Raw genomic sequence first — 15177 nt, forward strand, 5'->3', positions numbered from 1 at the left:
GACATACCTCCGTACTGAGGGTATGTGAAATACCCTCAGTTGTCGCGCCGGAGCATGCGGCTGATACCGGCCGCGACCGTCGTCGCCAGTACCCAGCCCGAGGCGGTGAACCCGGCCGCGACCCAGTTGTCCATGCCGTGCATGTACCAGCGCGACTTGTTCCCGAAGTCGACGATCGGGACCAGCAGGTCGATCGTGTAGAGCACCGGATTCCACTGCAGCCCGGTGTCGTCCTGGTTGACCAGGCACCGCGGCCCGCTCACCGTGAGCTTGGGATTGGTGATGCAGTCGTCGACGCCGAGCCCGAAATACAGGCTGCCCAGCACGAGCAGCGTCAACAGCCAGCCGAGCGCGCGCACCGGGCGGAAGCCATAACCGACCATCGACCGTTGCAGCCAGCTCCACACGTGCACGCCGGGACCGAAGAACTTGAAGCCCTTCGCGAGCGCCACGTACCGGAACTGCTGTTTCTTCAGCAGCACCGTGGAGGCGTGCTCTTCGTTACCGGACGCGCGCAGCGTCGCCGCCAGCTGGTCGTAGGGGCCCGGGCGGTAACCGTCCATCGCCTTGCGCAGCAACACGATCCGATGGTCGATCGCCCGGTCGTCGTCGAGCGCGATGTCCTCCTGCAGCGCGTCGTACCGGAAATCCTCCAGCTCGATCCCCGCCGTCGACGCCCAGAACGCCTCGTTGTCGCCCAGGGTCCCGCAATGCGCGCGCCGAAGAACGATCCGGCCGTCCGGTGGAGTGGCGGGCGTGAGCAGGAACTCGTCGGCCGAGACGTCGCTGCCGTCGAGCGCGATCCCGTGCTGCGGCAGGGATCCGAGCCGCGCGCCGCGGAAGTCGACGCGCCGCGCGACCTGGGCGCCGTCGAGATTGACCCCGCCCTGCGCGACGAACGGGCGCTCCTTGTTCTCGGTGAGGACGAGGTCGCGGCCGATCCGCGCGGTGCGGACGTCCAGCGAGTAACTGGTGTTGGTCCGCGCTCCGGGCTCGGTCAGACTGGTACCGAAGAGGTTCACGCTGCCGCCGACCTCGGCGCCCTGCAACCGCAGGGTTCCCTGCACGGTCGCGTCGGTGAGCTGGAAGTTCCCCGCGATCTTCGCGCGGCGCGCGGAGAAGACGTCGCGTCGAGGGTGCAGGAACATCGAGTTCCAGGCGAGTACGTTGCCGCCGACGGTGATGTCGGCCATGCGCAACTGCCCCGACGGGACACGCAGGCTCGTCGCCTCGATGTCGCCGCCGATCGTCGTCCCGTCGAGGTGGATCGCGCGGTCGTAGTAGGGAATGCTGCGCCCGCGCACGACCTGGACCTCGGCGCCCGCGAGCCGGAGCGAACCGCCGATCCGCGCGTTGACCATCCGCAACGTCCCGGTCGCCTGCAGACCGTCGCTCAGTTCGAGGTTTCCGTTGACCGTCAAGCGATCCGCGACCAGCGCCGGCCGCGGATCGATGTACGGATCGTTCGACTTCCAGGCGTCCACCACGATCGGACCGGCCTGGTTCACCGAGAGCTTGGCCTCCCGCATGATGATGTCACTGTCCACAGTGGCGCTCGGCAGGAACATGATCCCACTGGCGGAGAAGCGTTTCCGCTGCGAGGCGGGCCCGTAGTTGTCCACCTCGCACAGCAGGCTGCCGCCGATGTGGATCCCGTTCCCGTTGAGCGCGAAGCCGTCCCGGTTGTTCAGCGTCGCGCCGGAGAAGTTGACGTTACCGCCCGCCCGCATACCCGGGATGCGGACTTCCCCGTTGGCCACCAACCGATACGCGAGCAGCGCGCCGACGATGTTGACCCGGTCGGCCTGGATCGCCTTGCCGCGCGGATGGGAGATCACCGTGCGCGTCAGCACGACCGAGCCCTCGATGACGGCGTCGGTGAGGTTGACCGCCGCGTTCGGCATCCCGCGCTCGCGATCGTCGCCACGCTGGACCGTGGTCTCCTCGATCTCGTGCTCGCCGTCGACGTGCACGACGCTGCGGATCAGGCGGACGTCGTTGCGGGTGCGGAGGTTGCGCGCCTTGAGCCCGGGCAGCCAGCACTTGCGGAACACGAGCCCGAGCAGATGCGCCTCGCGGACGTCCGGCGGATGCTCGAACCGGCACCGCTCGAACCGGAACAGGTACTTGATGTCGGCCGCACGCAGATCGAGCGTCCCGGTGATGTAGGCGTCCTCGACCTGCACGATCGGCGCGTTGGTCGCCTGACGGCGCCACCGGAGCAGACCGGTCGAACCCGGCTTCATCAGCTCGGAGGCCGGGACCTCGTAACGCTTGTCGGGATTCGGGTCGAACGGGTCGAGCGGCGGCAGGGCCGCGTCGCCGTTCGGCTCGCCCTCCCCCGGATCGCGCGGCCCGTTGTTACGCCGAAAGCCCGGCATCGTCTCGCTTCCCTCCCCCGTCGTTCCCCGGCTACCAGCGAAGCCGATCACACAGGGGATTCGCAAGGGGCCCAGGGCAGTAGACCGGAACCTGCCATGGGACTACGACGGCAGAACGACCGCCGGGGTTCCGGACCAGGCTGTTCGCGTCCGCGTCGGTGATCTTTGTCGAACTCGCCGTCGGAGTGGCTGCTCACTGCTACGGTCACTCACCGGAGCCAGAGGTGACTACGGGTAGGCCGGGCCGCAGACGCCGCCGGGCAGGCCGAAGGCCGCCTTCAGGGCTGTCTCGGCGAACGACGCACTTCGCCAGATCGGAAGTCGACTAATGCGACTTCAAGCCACCTTGCTGATCGCCGCGACAGCCGCCACGGCGACACTGTGCGGCGGCTGCACCAGCAAGAAACCGGCGAGCGCCGTAACTCCGGCACCCACCGCGCCCTCCTCCTCGACACTGCCCTCCGATGGCGCACCGAACGTGGCCGATCCGATCGTCGACACTTCCGCTGTCGAAACAGACCCCTACCGGGCGATCCCGACAGCTCAGGCGGAAGCGGTCGGCGGCAAGGTCGAAAGCTCCCGTCTGGACAAGATGGCCCTGGGAAACGGGTGTACCTGGCTGTTTTCCGGGAGCCCCAGCAACGACAACGGTGGCGAAGACCGAGGGCACCTGCACACTGGCTGTCGGTCTCCGGAACGACCTTGTGTGCACAGTGATTCCGCGCCTGTCCATGAGGCATCCCGGTTTCTCCGATGCGTGCGGAATGGCGACGAAGGCCGCAGCCGCCGCGATCAAGAATCTTTTGAGGTGATCTTCCGCGAAGGGGCTGATCGGCGATTTACCTGCTGCTATCGTCACCGGTTGGAGTCAGAAGTGAACTACGGGTAGGTCGCGCCCCAACGCGGCCCGTGCGGGGAGGCACGTCATGACAGGACCGGGAAACGGCCCTCAACGGGTCAATGACCAGATCAACGGGCCGGGGCCACAGGCACCGCCGCCGGGCTCGGGGTTGATCCCCGGCTCGAGTGCCGCACCACCTCCAGTCGACCCGGACCAGTACAGCAAGCTCGGCAGCGGACAGGCGAAAACCGACTTCGCGGCCGCTTCGGCGAACGGTGGCTGGGAGTTCGATCCGGCCGCCATGGACAAGGTCATCAAGGCGCTCCAAGACAGCTTGGACAACGACTTCAGCCGCGCCAACGTCGAGGCTACGTTCCTCACCGGCATCGACGCTATGGGCAAGGAGGTCGGCAGTGAGGGATACGTGGCCAAAGCCAACGCGTCCGGAGCTGCCTACCAGGAGTTTCTTCGCAGCGCGGTGGACTACACCAGCGCCTATGTGGACACATTGAGGCAAATCCGCGATGCGTACCAGCGGCAGGACCAGGCCGCTCTGGACGCCATCCGCGACGTGGGAAAGGCAGTTTGAATGGGATCGCGTTCGGCCCTTTTCGTTTTGGCGGCAGCGGCATTGCTTGTCAGCGCATGCAGCGATCCCAACAAAGGCAACCCGACAACACCGGCCCCTTCGTCATCCGCGGGGCAGTCGACTTCACTGCCGCGGGCCGGTGCGCCGAACATCAATCAGCCTCTCGACACCGCGGCCGCCGAAGCCGATCCCTGCAGCGTTGTGAAGAGCGATCAAATCCAGTCTTTCAGCGGCGGCACGGTGGACCGGTCCAGGGTGGAAGACCTGTCCTCCGGCAAGGTCTGCACGTGGGTGTTCGCCAACGGGCTGGGCACGATCAGTGCGGGCATGAACACCGGCGAACGTGACGGCCTGAGCCATCTGTACGCGTTGAACGCGCAGGGCAGCGGCCTCACGACGTTCAAACCGTCGGAGCTGATCGATGGCTATCCCTCTGTGGTCTTCGCGAACGGCGGCGAGCGCAGCTATGTCTGCAACCTCGCTGTCGGCGTCCGCAACGACCTCATGTACACGATCGTCGCGACGCCTGGCACCAGCAACCCGAACCGATCTGACCCGTGCGGTATGGCCATCAAGCTCGGCACCTTCGCAATTCAGCATCTCAAGGCGGCGCAATGACCTACAGCGGCTGGGAGATCTTCGACAAGCTCAACGCCAACCCCAACACCACGAAACGGCTCGACGCAGCACAAGTGGCATCCCACAAACTGCTGGTCATCCACGAAGACATCAGCAAAGCCATGGGAGACAGCCAGACGGCGCTGAGTTCCTTCTGGAAGGGCAAGGCCGCCGACAGCGGAGCAGCGGGACTGGCCCCGCTCATCGCGACCTCCAAGATCGCGGGCGAGAACATGGACCGCGCCCGTCAGTCGATGTTCGACCAGAACGCTTCCTTCCACTACACGCGCGGCAACGTCCGCCCGGTGGAGAAGGAACGCGCCGGGGACAGCGGCCCCGAGGACATCGTGTCCATCGGCGCGAGCGACGACGAGATCGCGGCCGCGAAGTTCGACGCGGACACCAAGCACAACGTCGAGGTCTACGAGCCGTACTACCAGAGCACCCAGCCCCGGCAGCTGTCGCTCGCACCGGCCTATCCGGCCGCGCACGATCCGAACGTCTCCGCCGGGCCGATCACGCCGGATCCGGTGGATCCCGGGCAGACCAAGGTCAGCGGCTTCAGTGGCGGGGACTCGGGTGGCCACTCGGGACGGCACGGTGGCCCCGGCGGCGGGTACACCGGCGGACCTAGTTCGTACAGCGCGCCTCCGGGGGCCGAGGGGTACCAGGCACCGAGGCCGCCTCAGATCCCACAGCCGCCGAGGATGCCGCAGATGCCGCAACCGCGGCCGACGCCGATGCCGTCTCTGCGACCGAACGACCAGACCGACCTGTCCAGGACAGGCCGCGGGCCGCAGATGCGTCCGGGCGAGCACCGCCCGCCGAACCTCGGGCCCGGCAGCGGAGGCCCTGGAGGCGGCGGTGGATTCGGCCCGGGCTCGGGCGGGTTCAGCGGCGGATTCGGGCCCGGTGGCGGGTTCGGGCCGGGCGGGTCGACGGGCGGGCCGGGGAGCATGGGGCCCGGGCGCGGGGTCGGCGCGGGCATGCCCGGCGAAGGCGCGATGCGCGGATCGGCCGGGACACCGGCGGGAGGCGCTGCGGCGGGACGTCCCGGCGCGCCCGGGATGGGTGGCGGCATGGGTGGAGCGGGTAAAGGTGGCAAGGGCGGCGAGGACGAGGAGCATCAGCGCAAGATCACGCTGCAGGAAGAGGACGGAGACTCCCTCTTCGGCGGTTACGACGGTGACAAGCCGGTTCCACCGGTGATCGGCGCATAACGTGCTCCGGAAACCCGTCGAGCTGACGCTCCAGACCTACGAGACCCTGCTGGACCAGAACAATCTCGGCGACATCCACCCGACGCTCGTCCGCGGTGCGCAGTGGTACCTGCCCGAGGAACGCCGAGCGCTGGCCGCGACCGCACAGTCCGAATTGGACAGACAAGGACTGCTCACGCGCGGCCGGATCGACGCCGAGTTCCTCGACACGCTGCGTTTCCTGCAACGGCCGGCGGTCGAGTACTACTCGTGGGTGAAGTCCGAGGGACGTGAACGGACCGTTCGCGCCGCGGGCAGTGGCCGGGAGGCACTGACCGTCGTCCTGGTCGACAAGGTCGTCTACCTGAAGCCGACCCGGCCGGACACGCTCGCGCAGGACTTCACCGGCCTGCTTCCCGAGGCTCCCGCGGCACGCACGCCGTCCTTGAACTGTTCGGAAGCCGATCTGCAAGTCCTGATGAAGGGCGAAATGCTGACCGGCGGCGGTCCGAGCATCCGCGACGCCAAGAAGATCTTCCAGTGGATCCGGTCGCCGCACACCTTCTTCGGAAGGCTGTACGTCGCCATCCGTGACGGTGGCGGCAACCGGAAACGCGTCGAGAAACCACCGGGCTGGATGGACACCGAGCAGGGCCGCGTCGTGTTCGGCCCGGACACCAAAGGCTGGGTGAGCCTCATGGGTGCCGGGCCGCACGAAATCGCCGCGAAGGTGATCCAGCTGGAGTCGCAGCTTCGGGGCCGCTAGGCCGTATCCGGTAAGTCTGTTCGATGGGCTTCGTGATCCAGGTGGTTCCTGACGGTGCGGGCGGATCGGCCTCGTACCGTCAGGGGCCGCCTGGGCGCGAAGACCGCGAGCAAGACTTGCCGGACACGGCCTAGTCCTGGTGGTTGGGGTTGAGGACCCGCGAGAGGAACGTCTTCGTGCGTTCCTCCTGCGGGTCCCCGATGACCTGGTCCGGCGCGCCCTGTTCGACGACGACGCCGCCGTCCATGAACAGCACGATGTCGGCCACCTCGCGGGCGAACTGCATCTCGTGCGTGACGACGAGCATCGTCATGCCCTCCTGCGCGAGCTGCCGCATGACCGCGAGGACGTCACCGACCAGTTCGGGGTCCAGCGCCGACGTCGGTTCGTCGAACAGCATGACGTCGGGGTCCATCGACAGCGCCCTGGCGATCGCGACGCGCTGCTGCTGCCCGCCGGAAAGCTGCGTCGGCAGCGAAGACTCCTTCTCCGCCAGTCCGACCTTCGCGAGGTTGTCCCGCGCGATGCGCTCCGACTCTTCCTTGCCACGCTTCAAAACCTTGCGCTGCGCGACAGTGAGGTTTTCGAGCACGCTCAGGTGAGAGAACAGGTTGAACGACTGGAAGACCATGCCGATCTTCGTGCGGGCGCCGTCGATGTCGACGTCCGGATCGGTGATCTCGCTGCCGTTGACCACGATCTTGCCCTGCTGCGGTTCCTCGAGGAGGTTGACGCAGCGCAACAACGTCGACTTGCCCGAACCGGACGGGCCGATGATGCAGACGACCTGGCCCCGCTCGACCCGCAGGTCGATGCCCTTGAGTACCTCGAGTTCGCCGAACGCCTTGTGCAGTCCCGAAACTTCGACGATCGTCTGGGTGCTCATACCGTTCCTCCGCCGGGCACTCCGGCTCCGTATTTCTTCTCTAGCCGCTGCTGCAGGATCGACAGCGGGATGGTGATGACCAGATAACACAGACCGGCGACGACGATCGGCGTCAGGCCTTTGGCCTCCAGCAGCGCTTGACGGCTGAACTGCGCGAGTTCCTGCTGCGCCGGCGTGGTGCCGAGCAGGAACGCCAGCGAAGAGTCCTTCGTCAGCATGATCAGCTCGTTGGCCAGCGGCGGCAGGATGATCCGGAACGCCTGCGGGATCACGACGGTGATCATCGTGCGCGCGGGCGACATGCCGAGCGAACGCGCCGCTTCGACCTGTCCGCGCGGAACCGCCTGGATCCCGGCGCGAATGGTCTCCGCCATGTAGGCCGAGGACACGATGCCCAGCGCCAGCATGATCGCGACGTTGCGCGGCAGCTGGGTGTTGAACGCCGTGGGCACACCGATGCCGACGGCGAGGAAGATCAGCAGCGCGGGCAGGCCGCGGAAGAACTCGATGTACCCGCGCGCGAACCAGCGGTACGGGCCGACCGAGGAAAGTCTCATCAGGGCGAGCAGGAGGCCCAGCCCCAGACCGAGCGCGAAACCGAGCGCGGTGAAGATGATGGTGTTCTTCAGCGCGACCGTGATCACGTCGGGGAACTGCTTGGCGGCGACGTCGAGATCGAAGAACGCCTTGCCGATCTTGCTCCAGTCGGCCAGCAGCGCGAGCACGATGACGATCACCAGCAGCAGGACGTATTGCCCGGTCCGGAACGCCGAACGTCGCTGGCGGCGGCTCAAAGCCATTTCTCTCCTCAAACAGGTGGCGACAAACCTGTGGCCGGTGCACTGGGCACCGGCCACCGGGACGGATTATCAGCTGGCGGTCGGGCCGCCCGGCTGCCAGGTCGGCGCCTTGCCGAACCACTTCTGGTAGATCTGCGCGTACGAGCCGTCCGCCGCGGACGCCTTGAGGACCTCGTTGATCTGGCCGAGCAGGGCGGTGCTGCCCTTCTTCACGCCGATGCCGTAGAACTCGTTCGTCTTGAACTCGGTGACGACCGTCGTGTCCGGGTTCGTCTTCGCGAAGTCGTAGAGCACGCCGTTGTCGTTGACGCCCGCGTCGACGGTGCCGTTCTTCACGGCCTGCTCCAGCAGCGCGAGGTCGTCGAAGGTGACGATCTCGGCGCCCTTGGCCTCGGTCTTGGCGTAGTCGGCGCCGGTGGTGGCCGACTGGACGCCGATCTTCTTGCCCGCGACGTTGGACAGGTCCTTGATCGGCGAACCGGTCTTGACCAGCAGCGCCTGGGTCGCCTCGAAGTACGCGTCGGAGAAGTCGAACTTCTCCTTGCGCTTGTCGGTGATCGTCATGCCCGCGGCGGCGACGTCGCACTGTCCGCTGTTCATCGCTTCGCCGGACTCGATGTTCTCGAACGCGATGTCGACGATGCTCTGCTCGACACCGAGCTTCTTGCCGACCAGGTCGACCAGGTCGACGTCGAAGCCCACGATCTTGTCGCCCTGCTTGACCTGGAACGGCTGGTAGGGCAGGTGGGTGCAGGTGGTGATCTTGCCGGAAGCGACGAGCTGGACGCCGCCGGCCGCGGTTCCGCCTTCCTCGCCGCACGCGGACAGCGCGCCCGCGGTTAGGGCGAGCGCCGGGATCAGGGCGAGCGCTTTGAATCGGGCCACGTCGTCACTCCTTGTAGTTCCCATGTGTCGAGAGCACGCATATTGCCACTCATCCGGCGGCAATCACAGCACTACGACGTTACAGCGCCGTTTCGGCCGTCACTCGTCCCGAGGACGGGATCGAGCCGACCTCGGTCCCGATGGGTCACGACAGGGGCTCAACCGGCCCGGCAGGTGAAACACGGTGGGGCGCCGAAGCGCCCCACCGCCGCCTTACTACTTGTTCCAATAATCGAACTTGTAGCCGTTGTAGCAGATACCCGCACAATTGGGGTCGACAGGAAAGTACTGGAGCGGCCCGACGTTGTAATAGCGGGCGAAGTCGCTCCGCTCACGGACACAGCTATTGTAGTTGTGGCCGCACCAACGACTCTTGACATCCGCTACGCCGACACTGGTCGACGGCGCCGCGGCACCGTCCTGAGCAGCCGCCGCGACACCCGGAACAGCCAACGCCGCCACTGCGGCACCGGCCACGACGAACGCCTTCACAAGATTCTTCACAATTCCCCTTGAAAATTGCATTCAAAATTTAGAGCCTGCTTATCCAGCAGGTAATGCGCGAGTTATCGAGTTTTACACATGGCGAAACGCCAAACAGAATCCAACCTTCCCCAGTCAGGTTTGAATACGCCCGCCGAGGCTAGCATCAGGCTGATCATTCCAACAAGCCAACCCGGACATCTCGCGCCGGACGGGGTCCATGGGTCACGATGGCCTCCATGAACAACAACTCGGCGCCGCGCCTTCCACCGGCAGGCCGCCGTCCTCGTGCGACGACGTCGGCGAGGCGGGCGGCGAAGCCTGGAGCGCAGTTCGACGGATATCTCTCGCCGATACGGCCGCACGCGGGCGCGTACGACGAGATGTTCACCGCCGACGGCACGGTCCGCCAGCCGTACCGGGCGCTGTACGAATCGATTTCCGCGCTGACCTCCACGGATCTCTCGTCCCGCTCAGCGGCGATCGACCGGGCCATGGCGGATCAGGGCATCACGTTCTCGCTGTCCGGCCAGGAACGGCCGTTCCCGCTCGACCTGGTGCCGCGGGTGATCACATCCGCCGAATGGAGCAAACTCGAACGCGGTGTGGCGCAACGGGTCCGCGCGCTCGAAGCGTTTCTCGCCGACATCTACGGCGACCGGCAGATCCTGCGCGAAGGCGTGCTGCCGCGACGGCTGATCACGTCGTGTGAGCATTTCCAGCGTGAGGCGTTCGGGATCAACCCGCCCAATGGCGTCCGCATCCACGTGTCCGGCGTGGACCTGGTGCGCGACGAGGAGGGCACGTTCCGGGTGCTGGAGGACAACCTCCGCAACCCCTCCGGGGTGTCGTACGTGATGGAGAACCGCCGCACGATGGCGCGCGTGTTCCCGGATCTGTTCGCGCAGCACCGGGTCCGCCCCGTCGGCGACTACGCCTCGCATCTGCTCCGTGCGCTGCGGGCGGCGGCCGCGGCGAACGTCGCCGATCCGATGGTCGTCGTGCTCACGCCCGGTGTGCACAACTCCGCCTACTTCGAGCATTCGCTGCTGGCCCGGCTGATGGGGGTCGAGCTGGTCGAAGGCCGCGACATGTTCTGCCGTGACAACGTCGTCTACCTGCGCACCACCGAGGGCGAACAGCAGGTCGACGTCATCTACCGGCGGATCGACGACGAATTCCTCGACCCGGTGCACTACCGGCCGGATTCGGTGCTCGGCGTCGCCGGGATCCTCAACGCGGCCCGCGCGGGCAACGTGGTGGTCGCGAACGCGGTCGGCAACGGCGTCGGGGACGACAAACTCGTCTACACCTACGTGCCCGAGATGGTGAAGTACTACCTCAACGAGAAGCCGCTGCTGCCCAATGTGGACACCTTCCGGTGCTGGCTGCCGGACGAGTTCGACTACGTCATGCAGCATATGGAAGAACTGGTGGTCAAGCCGGTCGAAGGCTCCGGCGGGTACGGCATCGTGTTCGGGCCCGAGGCGACGCCTGCCGAGCTGGCCGCGCTGAAGCGGAAGGTCCGGGCGCACAAACGCGGCTGGATCGCCCAGCCGGTCGTCCAGCTGTCCACCGTTCCGTCCAAAGTGGACGAACGACTGGCGCCCCGGCACGTCGACCTGCGGCCGTTCGCGGTCAACGACGGCAAGGACATCTTCGTCCTGCCCGGCGGGCTGACCAGGGTCGCGCTCCCCGAAGGCAGCCTGGTGGTCAACTCGTCACAGGGCGGCGGCTCCAAGGACACCTGGGTACTGGCGCCGCGGTCCTCCACGGCGGAGCGGGAGCTGGATCAGCCCGCGCTCGGCGCACTGTCCCAAGTGGACGGTCTGGTCGCCGAACAGGGACCGGAGCTGACCACCACCCAGCAACAGCAGCAGCAACAGGCCTAAAGGGAGGTTGATGTGCTAGCCCGCAACGCGGAATCGCTGTACTGGATCGGCCGGTATGTCGAACGCGCCGACGACACCTCCCGGATCCTCAACGTCTCCGTGCACCAGCTGCTCGAAGACGCGAGCGTCGACCCCGACCACGCGAGCCGCCAGCTGCTCGCCGTCCTCGGCATCTCACCGGAGGGCATGGACTCGCTCGACGTGTGGAAGCTGACCGAACTGGTCGCCTACGCCAAGGACAATCCGGCGTCGATCGTCGGCTCGATCAACTCCGCCCGAGAGAACACGCGCGGTGCCCGAGAGGTCGTCTCGACCGAGCTGTGGGAATGCCTGAACGCGACGTGGAACGCGGTGCCGGACAGACAGCGGTACGCGCGCCGCGCCGGGCCGCACGCTTTCCTTTCCTTCGTGGAGGAACGCGCGGCGATGTTCGCCGGGCTCGCGGATTCGACGATGAGCCGCGACGACGGCTGGCTGTTCATGGTGCTCGGCCGGTCGATCGAACGCGCGGACATGGTGGTGCGGCTGCTGCTTTCGCGGGTCCAGGACAGCGCGTCCTCGCCGGGCTGGATCACCGTGCTCCGCTCGGCGGGCGCGCAGGACACCTACCTGCGGACCTATCGCGGCGCGCTCGACGCCGCCAGGGTCGTGCAGTTCCTGATGCGGGACACACTGTTCCCGCGGTCGGTGTTCCACGCGCTGCGCCAGGCCGAGGAGTGCCTGGAGCGGCTGGATCCCGGCGTCAACTCCCGCGCCAACGAGAAGTCCGAGGCGCTGCGCCAGCTCGGCCGCGCGCGCAGCGAGCTGGAGTTCCTGCGCCAGTCCGATCTGCTGGACGACCTGCCGAAACGGCTCGGCGCGCTGCAGACTTCGATCAAGGACATCGGCGACGCGGTTTCGGTGCAGTACTTCCATTCGTCACCGTGGGTGGCCTGGAGCGGTGCGGAGGTTTCGCTGTGACCTGGCAGCTTCGGGTGGCCCACCGGACGGGATACCGGTACGCGACGCCGGCCACGCAGTCGTACAACGAGGCGCGGCTGACCCCGCGATCCGACCGGCGGCAGACCACCGTCGTGAACCGTGTCGAGACGACGCCCGCGACCCGTGCTTACCGGTACACGGACTACTGGGGCACCGTCGTGACCTCGTTCGACCTTCACGCACCGCACACCGAGTTCACCGTGCTCGCGACGTCGGTGGTCGAGACCGCCGACGAAGGCGAGCCGATCCGTTCGGCGTCGTGGAAGGACCTGCGCAGCGACACCGTGGTCGACCACCGCACCGAGTACCTGACCCCGACGGCGTACACGCCACGCGATCCGGACCTGACGAAGGTCGCGCGCGAACTGCGGAAGGGGCTCGACCCGGCGGAGTCCGTGCTCGCGATCTGCGAATGGGTCAACAAGCAGCTCAAGTACCAGCCGGGGACGACCGGCGTGCACAGCACGGCGACCGACGCCTGGCGTGCGCGGGAAGGGGTTTGCCAGGACTTCGCGCACGTGACGCTGGTGATGCTGCGCGCGATCGGCGTCCCCGCGCGATACGTCTCCGGGTACCTCCACACGAAACCGGAGGCGAAGCTCGGTGAGACCGTCGAGGGCGAAAGCCACGCCTGGGTGGACGTCTGGACCGGCGGCTGGTGGGCCTACGACCCGACGAACGCGATCCCGGTGGGGACCCGGCACGTCTGGGTCGCGTACGGGCGGGACTACGCCGACGTCGCACCGCTCAAGGGCATCTTCACCGGCGGCGGTCAGTCCACTTTGGACGTCTCGGTGCAGCTGACCCGGCTGACGTGAGCCGTCAAGCCCGGCGGCGCAGCAACAGCCAGAGCAGGTAGACGCCGCCGAGGGCCGCCGCGACCACGCCCGCGGGCAGCAACGACGACTCCAGCAGACGTTGGCCGAGGTAGTCCGCCGCGACGACCAGGGTCGCGCCGACGAAGGCAGATGCCATCAGGTTGGGCCCCGGCAGGCGCGTCATCCGGCGGGCCAGTTGCGGTGCGGCGAGAGCGATGAACGGGAGCGGACCGGTCGCGGCGGTGGCGGCCGCGACCAGCGCGACGGCGACCACCACCAGGGTCAGCCGCACCCGGGGGACGTCGACGCCGATCCCGGTGGCGGTGTCGTCCCCCATCTCCAGCATGCGCAGCGCGCGGCCGTTCGCGAACACGACCGGGACGAACACGGCCACCAAGATCGCCAGCGGCACGAAGTAGCTCCAGTCACGGCCGGAGAGGTCACCGACGAGCCAGCCGACGGCCTGCGCGGCGGCTTCGAGGTTCGCCTTCACCAGCAGGTACGAGTTCACGCCGACCAGCACCGCGCTGACCGCGATCCCGAGCAGCACCAGCCGCGAACTCAGCAGGCCGTGCGGCGCGCACAGCGCCATCACGAGCAACGCGGTCAGCAGCCCGCCCGCGAGCGCGCCGAGCGAGACGACGCCGGGACCGGCACCGAAGAACAGCAGCGTCACGATGCCGCCGGTCGCCGAGCCGGTGGTGAACCCGATGATGTCCGGGCTGCCGAGCGGATTCCGGGTGATCGTCTGGAAGATCGTTCCCGCCAGCGCCAGCGCGGCGCCGACGAGGATCGCGACCAGCACCCGCGGAAGCCGTCCCATGACGACGAGGTACTGCGCCTTCGTGCCCGAACCGGCGAGGGTCGCGAGCACTTCGCCGGGGCTCATCTCGTAGTCGCCGGTGCCGACCGAAAGCACGACGAGGGTCAAGGTAACCAGGGCCAGTGCGGCGACGACGACCGTCGATCGTCTGTCCAAACCGGACTCGCGGCGGACGGACGCGGTCATCGGCGCACCGCCTTGAGCCGCCGGGCCACGATCACGAAGGCGATCCCGCCGACGACGTCGGTCATCACCCCGACCTGGATCTCACCCGGCGAGCCGAGCAAGCGGCCGAGGACGTCGCAGCCGAGCAGCAAGACCGGTCCGAGCAGGGCCGAAAGCAGCATCACCCAGCGCTCGTCCTGGCCGATCAGCGACCGGACGACGTGCGGGATCATCAGGCCGACGAAGGCGATCGGCCCGCAGGCCGCGGTCGCCGCCGCCGACAGCAACCCGACGGCGACCATTCCGGCGACCCGGACCAGCGCCGGATTCGCGCCGAGCCCGCGCGCGGTGTCTTCGCCCAGCGCCAGCGCGTTCAGCGCGCGGGCCAGCACGATCGCGATCACCACGCCCGCGACGAAGAACGGCAACAGCACGGACAGCTGATCGAGGTTGCGGTTGACCAGCGAGCCGACCAGCCAGAACCGCATGGCCTGCAGGTTGTGCGTGTTGATCATCTGCATGCCCTGGTTGATCCCGACGAACACCGCCTGGATCGCGACACCGGCCAGCACCAGTCGCAGCGGGCTCGTCGCGCCGCGCGTCCCGCCGATGATCGAGACCAGCGCGGTTCCCACGAGTGCTCCGGCGAAGGCGAACCAGGCGTATTCGCCGGGCGAAGTCACCGAGAAGGCCGCTGAGCCGAGCACGATCGCGACGGCGGCGCCGTGGTTGATGCCGAGCAGACCGGGCTCCGCGACCGGGTTGCGGGTGATCGCCTGCATCAGCGAACCCGCGAGACCGAGCGCCATCCCGACCAGCAGGCCGAGCACCGTGCGCGGCAGGCGATCGTCGCGGACGACGACGTCGTTGTAGCTGCCGTCGTAGGCGAACAGAGCGTGGAGGACTTCTCCGAGAGAGAGCCGGTTCGAACCGAAGCCGATCGAGAGCAGGACGACCGCGGCGAGGGCGATCAGCGACCCCACCAGGACCAGCGTTCGCACGGAGACGCTGGTCCTCGGTGATCTGACGCGCTCCGTGACCTGGACCATG

At 67.4% G+C, this 15177-nt stretch carries 14 protein-coding genes; 7 read left to right on the plus strand and 7 right to left on the minus strand.

Features of this window, described 5'->3' with window-relative positions:
- Positions 1-35: 35 nt before the first annotated feature.
- Entirely contained in the window at positions 36-2381 is a 2346-nt protein-coding gene (locus ACLJRM_RS08530; protein ID WP_101611434.1) for an oxidoreductase, read from the minus strand.
- A 926-nt stretch (positions 2382-3307) separates the two neighbouring features.
- Between ACLJRM_RS08530 and ACLJRM_RS08535 the strand changes: the two genes are divergently transcribed.
- The 4 genes from ACLJRM_RS08535 to ACLJRM_RS08550 are packed head-to-tail and all read left to right on the plus strand — an operon-like array spanning position 3308 to position 6394.
- Positions 3308-3811: a hypothetical protein gene (locus ACLJRM_RS08535; protein WP_410662707.1), complete on the plus strand. Its 504-nt coding sequence runs from the start codon at positions 3308-3310 to the stop codon at positions 3809-3811.
- Positions 3812-4429, plus strand: coding sequence for a DUF3558 domain-containing protein (locus ACLJRM_RS08540; protein WP_410662708.1), 618 nt, complete (start codon positions 3812-3814; stop codon positions 4427-4429).
- Positions 4426-5649: a hypothetical protein gene (locus ACLJRM_RS08545; protein WP_410662709.1), complete on the plus strand. Its 1224-nt coding sequence runs from the start codon at positions 4426-4428 to the stop codon at positions 5647-5649. Before ACLJRM_RS08540 ends, ACLJRM_RS08545 begins: the two co-directional genes overlap by 4 nt.
- 1 nt (position 5650) lies before the next feature.
- Positions 5651-6394 (plus strand): ESX secretion-associated protein EspG, encoded by a 744-nt coding sequence (locus ACLJRM_RS08550; protein WP_410662710.1) that lies wholly within the window; start codon positions 5651-5653, stop codon positions 6392-6394.
- A 130-nt stretch (positions 6395-6524) separates the two neighbouring features.
- Here ACLJRM_RS08550 and ACLJRM_RS08555 read toward each other — a convergent pair whose 3' ends face one another.
- From ACLJRM_RS08555 to ACLJRM_RS08570, 4 genes are all read right to left on the minus strand, one after another.
- Positions 6525-7280, minus strand: coding sequence for an amino acid ABC transporter ATP-binding protein (locus ACLJRM_RS08555; protein WP_101611439.1), 756 nt, complete (start codon positions 7278-7280; stop codon positions 6525-6527).
- Positions 7277-8080 (minus strand): amino acid ABC transporter permease, encoded by an 804-nt coding sequence (locus ACLJRM_RS08560; RefSeq protein WP_101611440.1) that lies wholly within the window; start codon positions 8078-8080, stop codon positions 7277-7279. The genes ACLJRM_RS08555 and ACLJRM_RS08560 overlap by 4 nt, the downstream gene beginning before the upstream one ends.
- 69 nt (positions 8081-8149) lie before the next feature.
- Positions 8150-8965, minus strand: coding sequence for a transporter substrate-binding domain-containing protein (locus tag ACLJRM_RS08565; protein WP_101611441.1), 816 nt, complete (start codon positions 8963-8965; stop codon positions 8150-8152).
- A 216-nt stretch (positions 8966-9181) separates the two neighbouring features.
- Positions 9182-9469 (minus strand): hypothetical protein, encoded by a 288-nt coding sequence (locus ACLJRM_RS08570; RefSeq protein WP_146044298.1) that lies wholly within the window; start codon positions 9467-9469, stop codon positions 9182-9184.
- Between the two features lie 209 nt (positions 9470-9678).
- On the opposite strand from ACLJRM_RS08570, the gene ACLJRM_RS08575 reads away from it, so the two are divergent.
- The 3 genes from ACLJRM_RS08575 to ACLJRM_RS08585 are packed head-to-tail and all read left to right on the plus strand — an operon-like array spanning position 9679 to position 13139.
- Positions 9679-11340, plus strand: a complete 1662-nt coding sequence (locus ACLJRM_RS08575) for a circularly permuted type 2 ATP-grasp protein (RefSeq protein WP_410662711.1) — start codon at positions 9679-9681, stop codon at positions 11338-11340.
- Positions 11341-11352: 12 nt separating this feature from the next.
- A complete protein-coding gene (locus ACLJRM_RS08580; RefSeq protein WP_101611442.1) occupies positions 11353-12300 on the plus strand; it encodes an alpha-E domain-containing protein in 948 nt (315 codons plus the stop codon).
- Positions 12297-13139, plus strand: coding sequence for a transglutaminase domain-containing protein (locus ACLJRM_RS08585; protein WP_101611443.1), 843 nt, complete (start codon positions 12297-12299; stop codon positions 13137-13139). Before ACLJRM_RS08580 ends, ACLJRM_RS08585 begins: the two co-directional genes overlap by 4 nt.
- 4 nt (positions 13140-13143) lie before the next feature.
- Here the strand turns inward: ACLJRM_RS08585 and ACLJRM_RS08590 are convergent, their stop codons facing one another.
- Both ACLJRM_RS08590 and ACLJRM_RS08595 read right to left on the minus strand, forming a co-directional pair.
- Positions 13144-14148: a FecCD family ABC transporter permease gene (locus ACLJRM_RS08590; RefSeq protein ID WP_410662712.1), complete on the minus strand. Its 1005-nt coding sequence runs from the start codon at positions 14146-14148 to the stop codon at positions 13144-13146.
- Positions 14145-15176, minus strand: a complete 1032-nt coding sequence (locus tag ACLJRM_RS08595; RefSeq protein WP_410662713.1) for a FecCD family ABC transporter permease — start codon at positions 15174-15176, stop codon at positions 14145-14147. The genes ACLJRM_RS08590 and ACLJRM_RS08595 overlap by 4 nt, the downstream gene beginning before the upstream one ends.
- Position 15177: the final 1 nt, after the last annotated feature.

It is taken from the genome of Amycolatopsis sp. lyj-84 (assembly GCF_046549075.1).
Lineage (GTDB): Bacteria > Actinomycetota > Actinomycetes > Mycobacteriales > Pseudonocardiaceae > Amycolatopsis.

Coding starts and splice junctions, on each gene's coding strand:
- ACLJRM_RS08555 (WP_101611439.1), bottom strand. CDS start 7,280: ATGAGCACCCAGACGATCGTCGAAGTTTCGGGACTGCACAAGGCGTTC.
- ACLJRM_RS08535 (WP_410662707.1), top strand. CDS start 3,308: ATGACAGGACCGGGAAACGGCCCTCAACGGGTCAATGACCAGATCAAC.
- ACLJRM_RS08595 (WP_410662713.1), bottom strand. CDS start 15,176: ATGGTCCAGGTCACGGAGCGCGTCAGATCACCGAGGACCAGCGTCTCC.
- ACLJRM_RS08590 (WP_410662712.1), bottom strand. CDS start 14,148: ATGACCGCGTCCGTCCGCCGCGAGTCCGGTTTGGACAGACGATCGACG.
- ACLJRM_RS08530 (WP_101611434.1), bottom strand. CDS start 2,381: ATGCCGGGCTTTCGGCGTAACAACGGGCCGCGCGATCCGGGGGAGGGC.
- ACLJRM_RS08560 (WP_101611440.1), bottom strand. CDS start 8,080: ATGGCTTTGAGCCGCCGCCAGCGACGTTCGGCGTTCCGGACCGGGCAA.
- ACLJRM_RS08545 (WP_410662709.1), top strand. CDS start 4,426: ATGACCTACAGCGGCTGGGAGATCTTCGACAAGCTCAACGCCAACCCC.
- ACLJRM_RS08540 (WP_410662708.1), top strand. CDS start 3,812: ATGGGATCGCGTTCGGCCCTTTTCGTTTTGGCGGCAGCGGCATTGCTT.
- ACLJRM_RS08575 (WP_410662711.1), top strand. CDS start 9,679: ATGGCCTCCATGAACAACAACTCGGCGCCGCGCCTTCCACCGGCAGGC.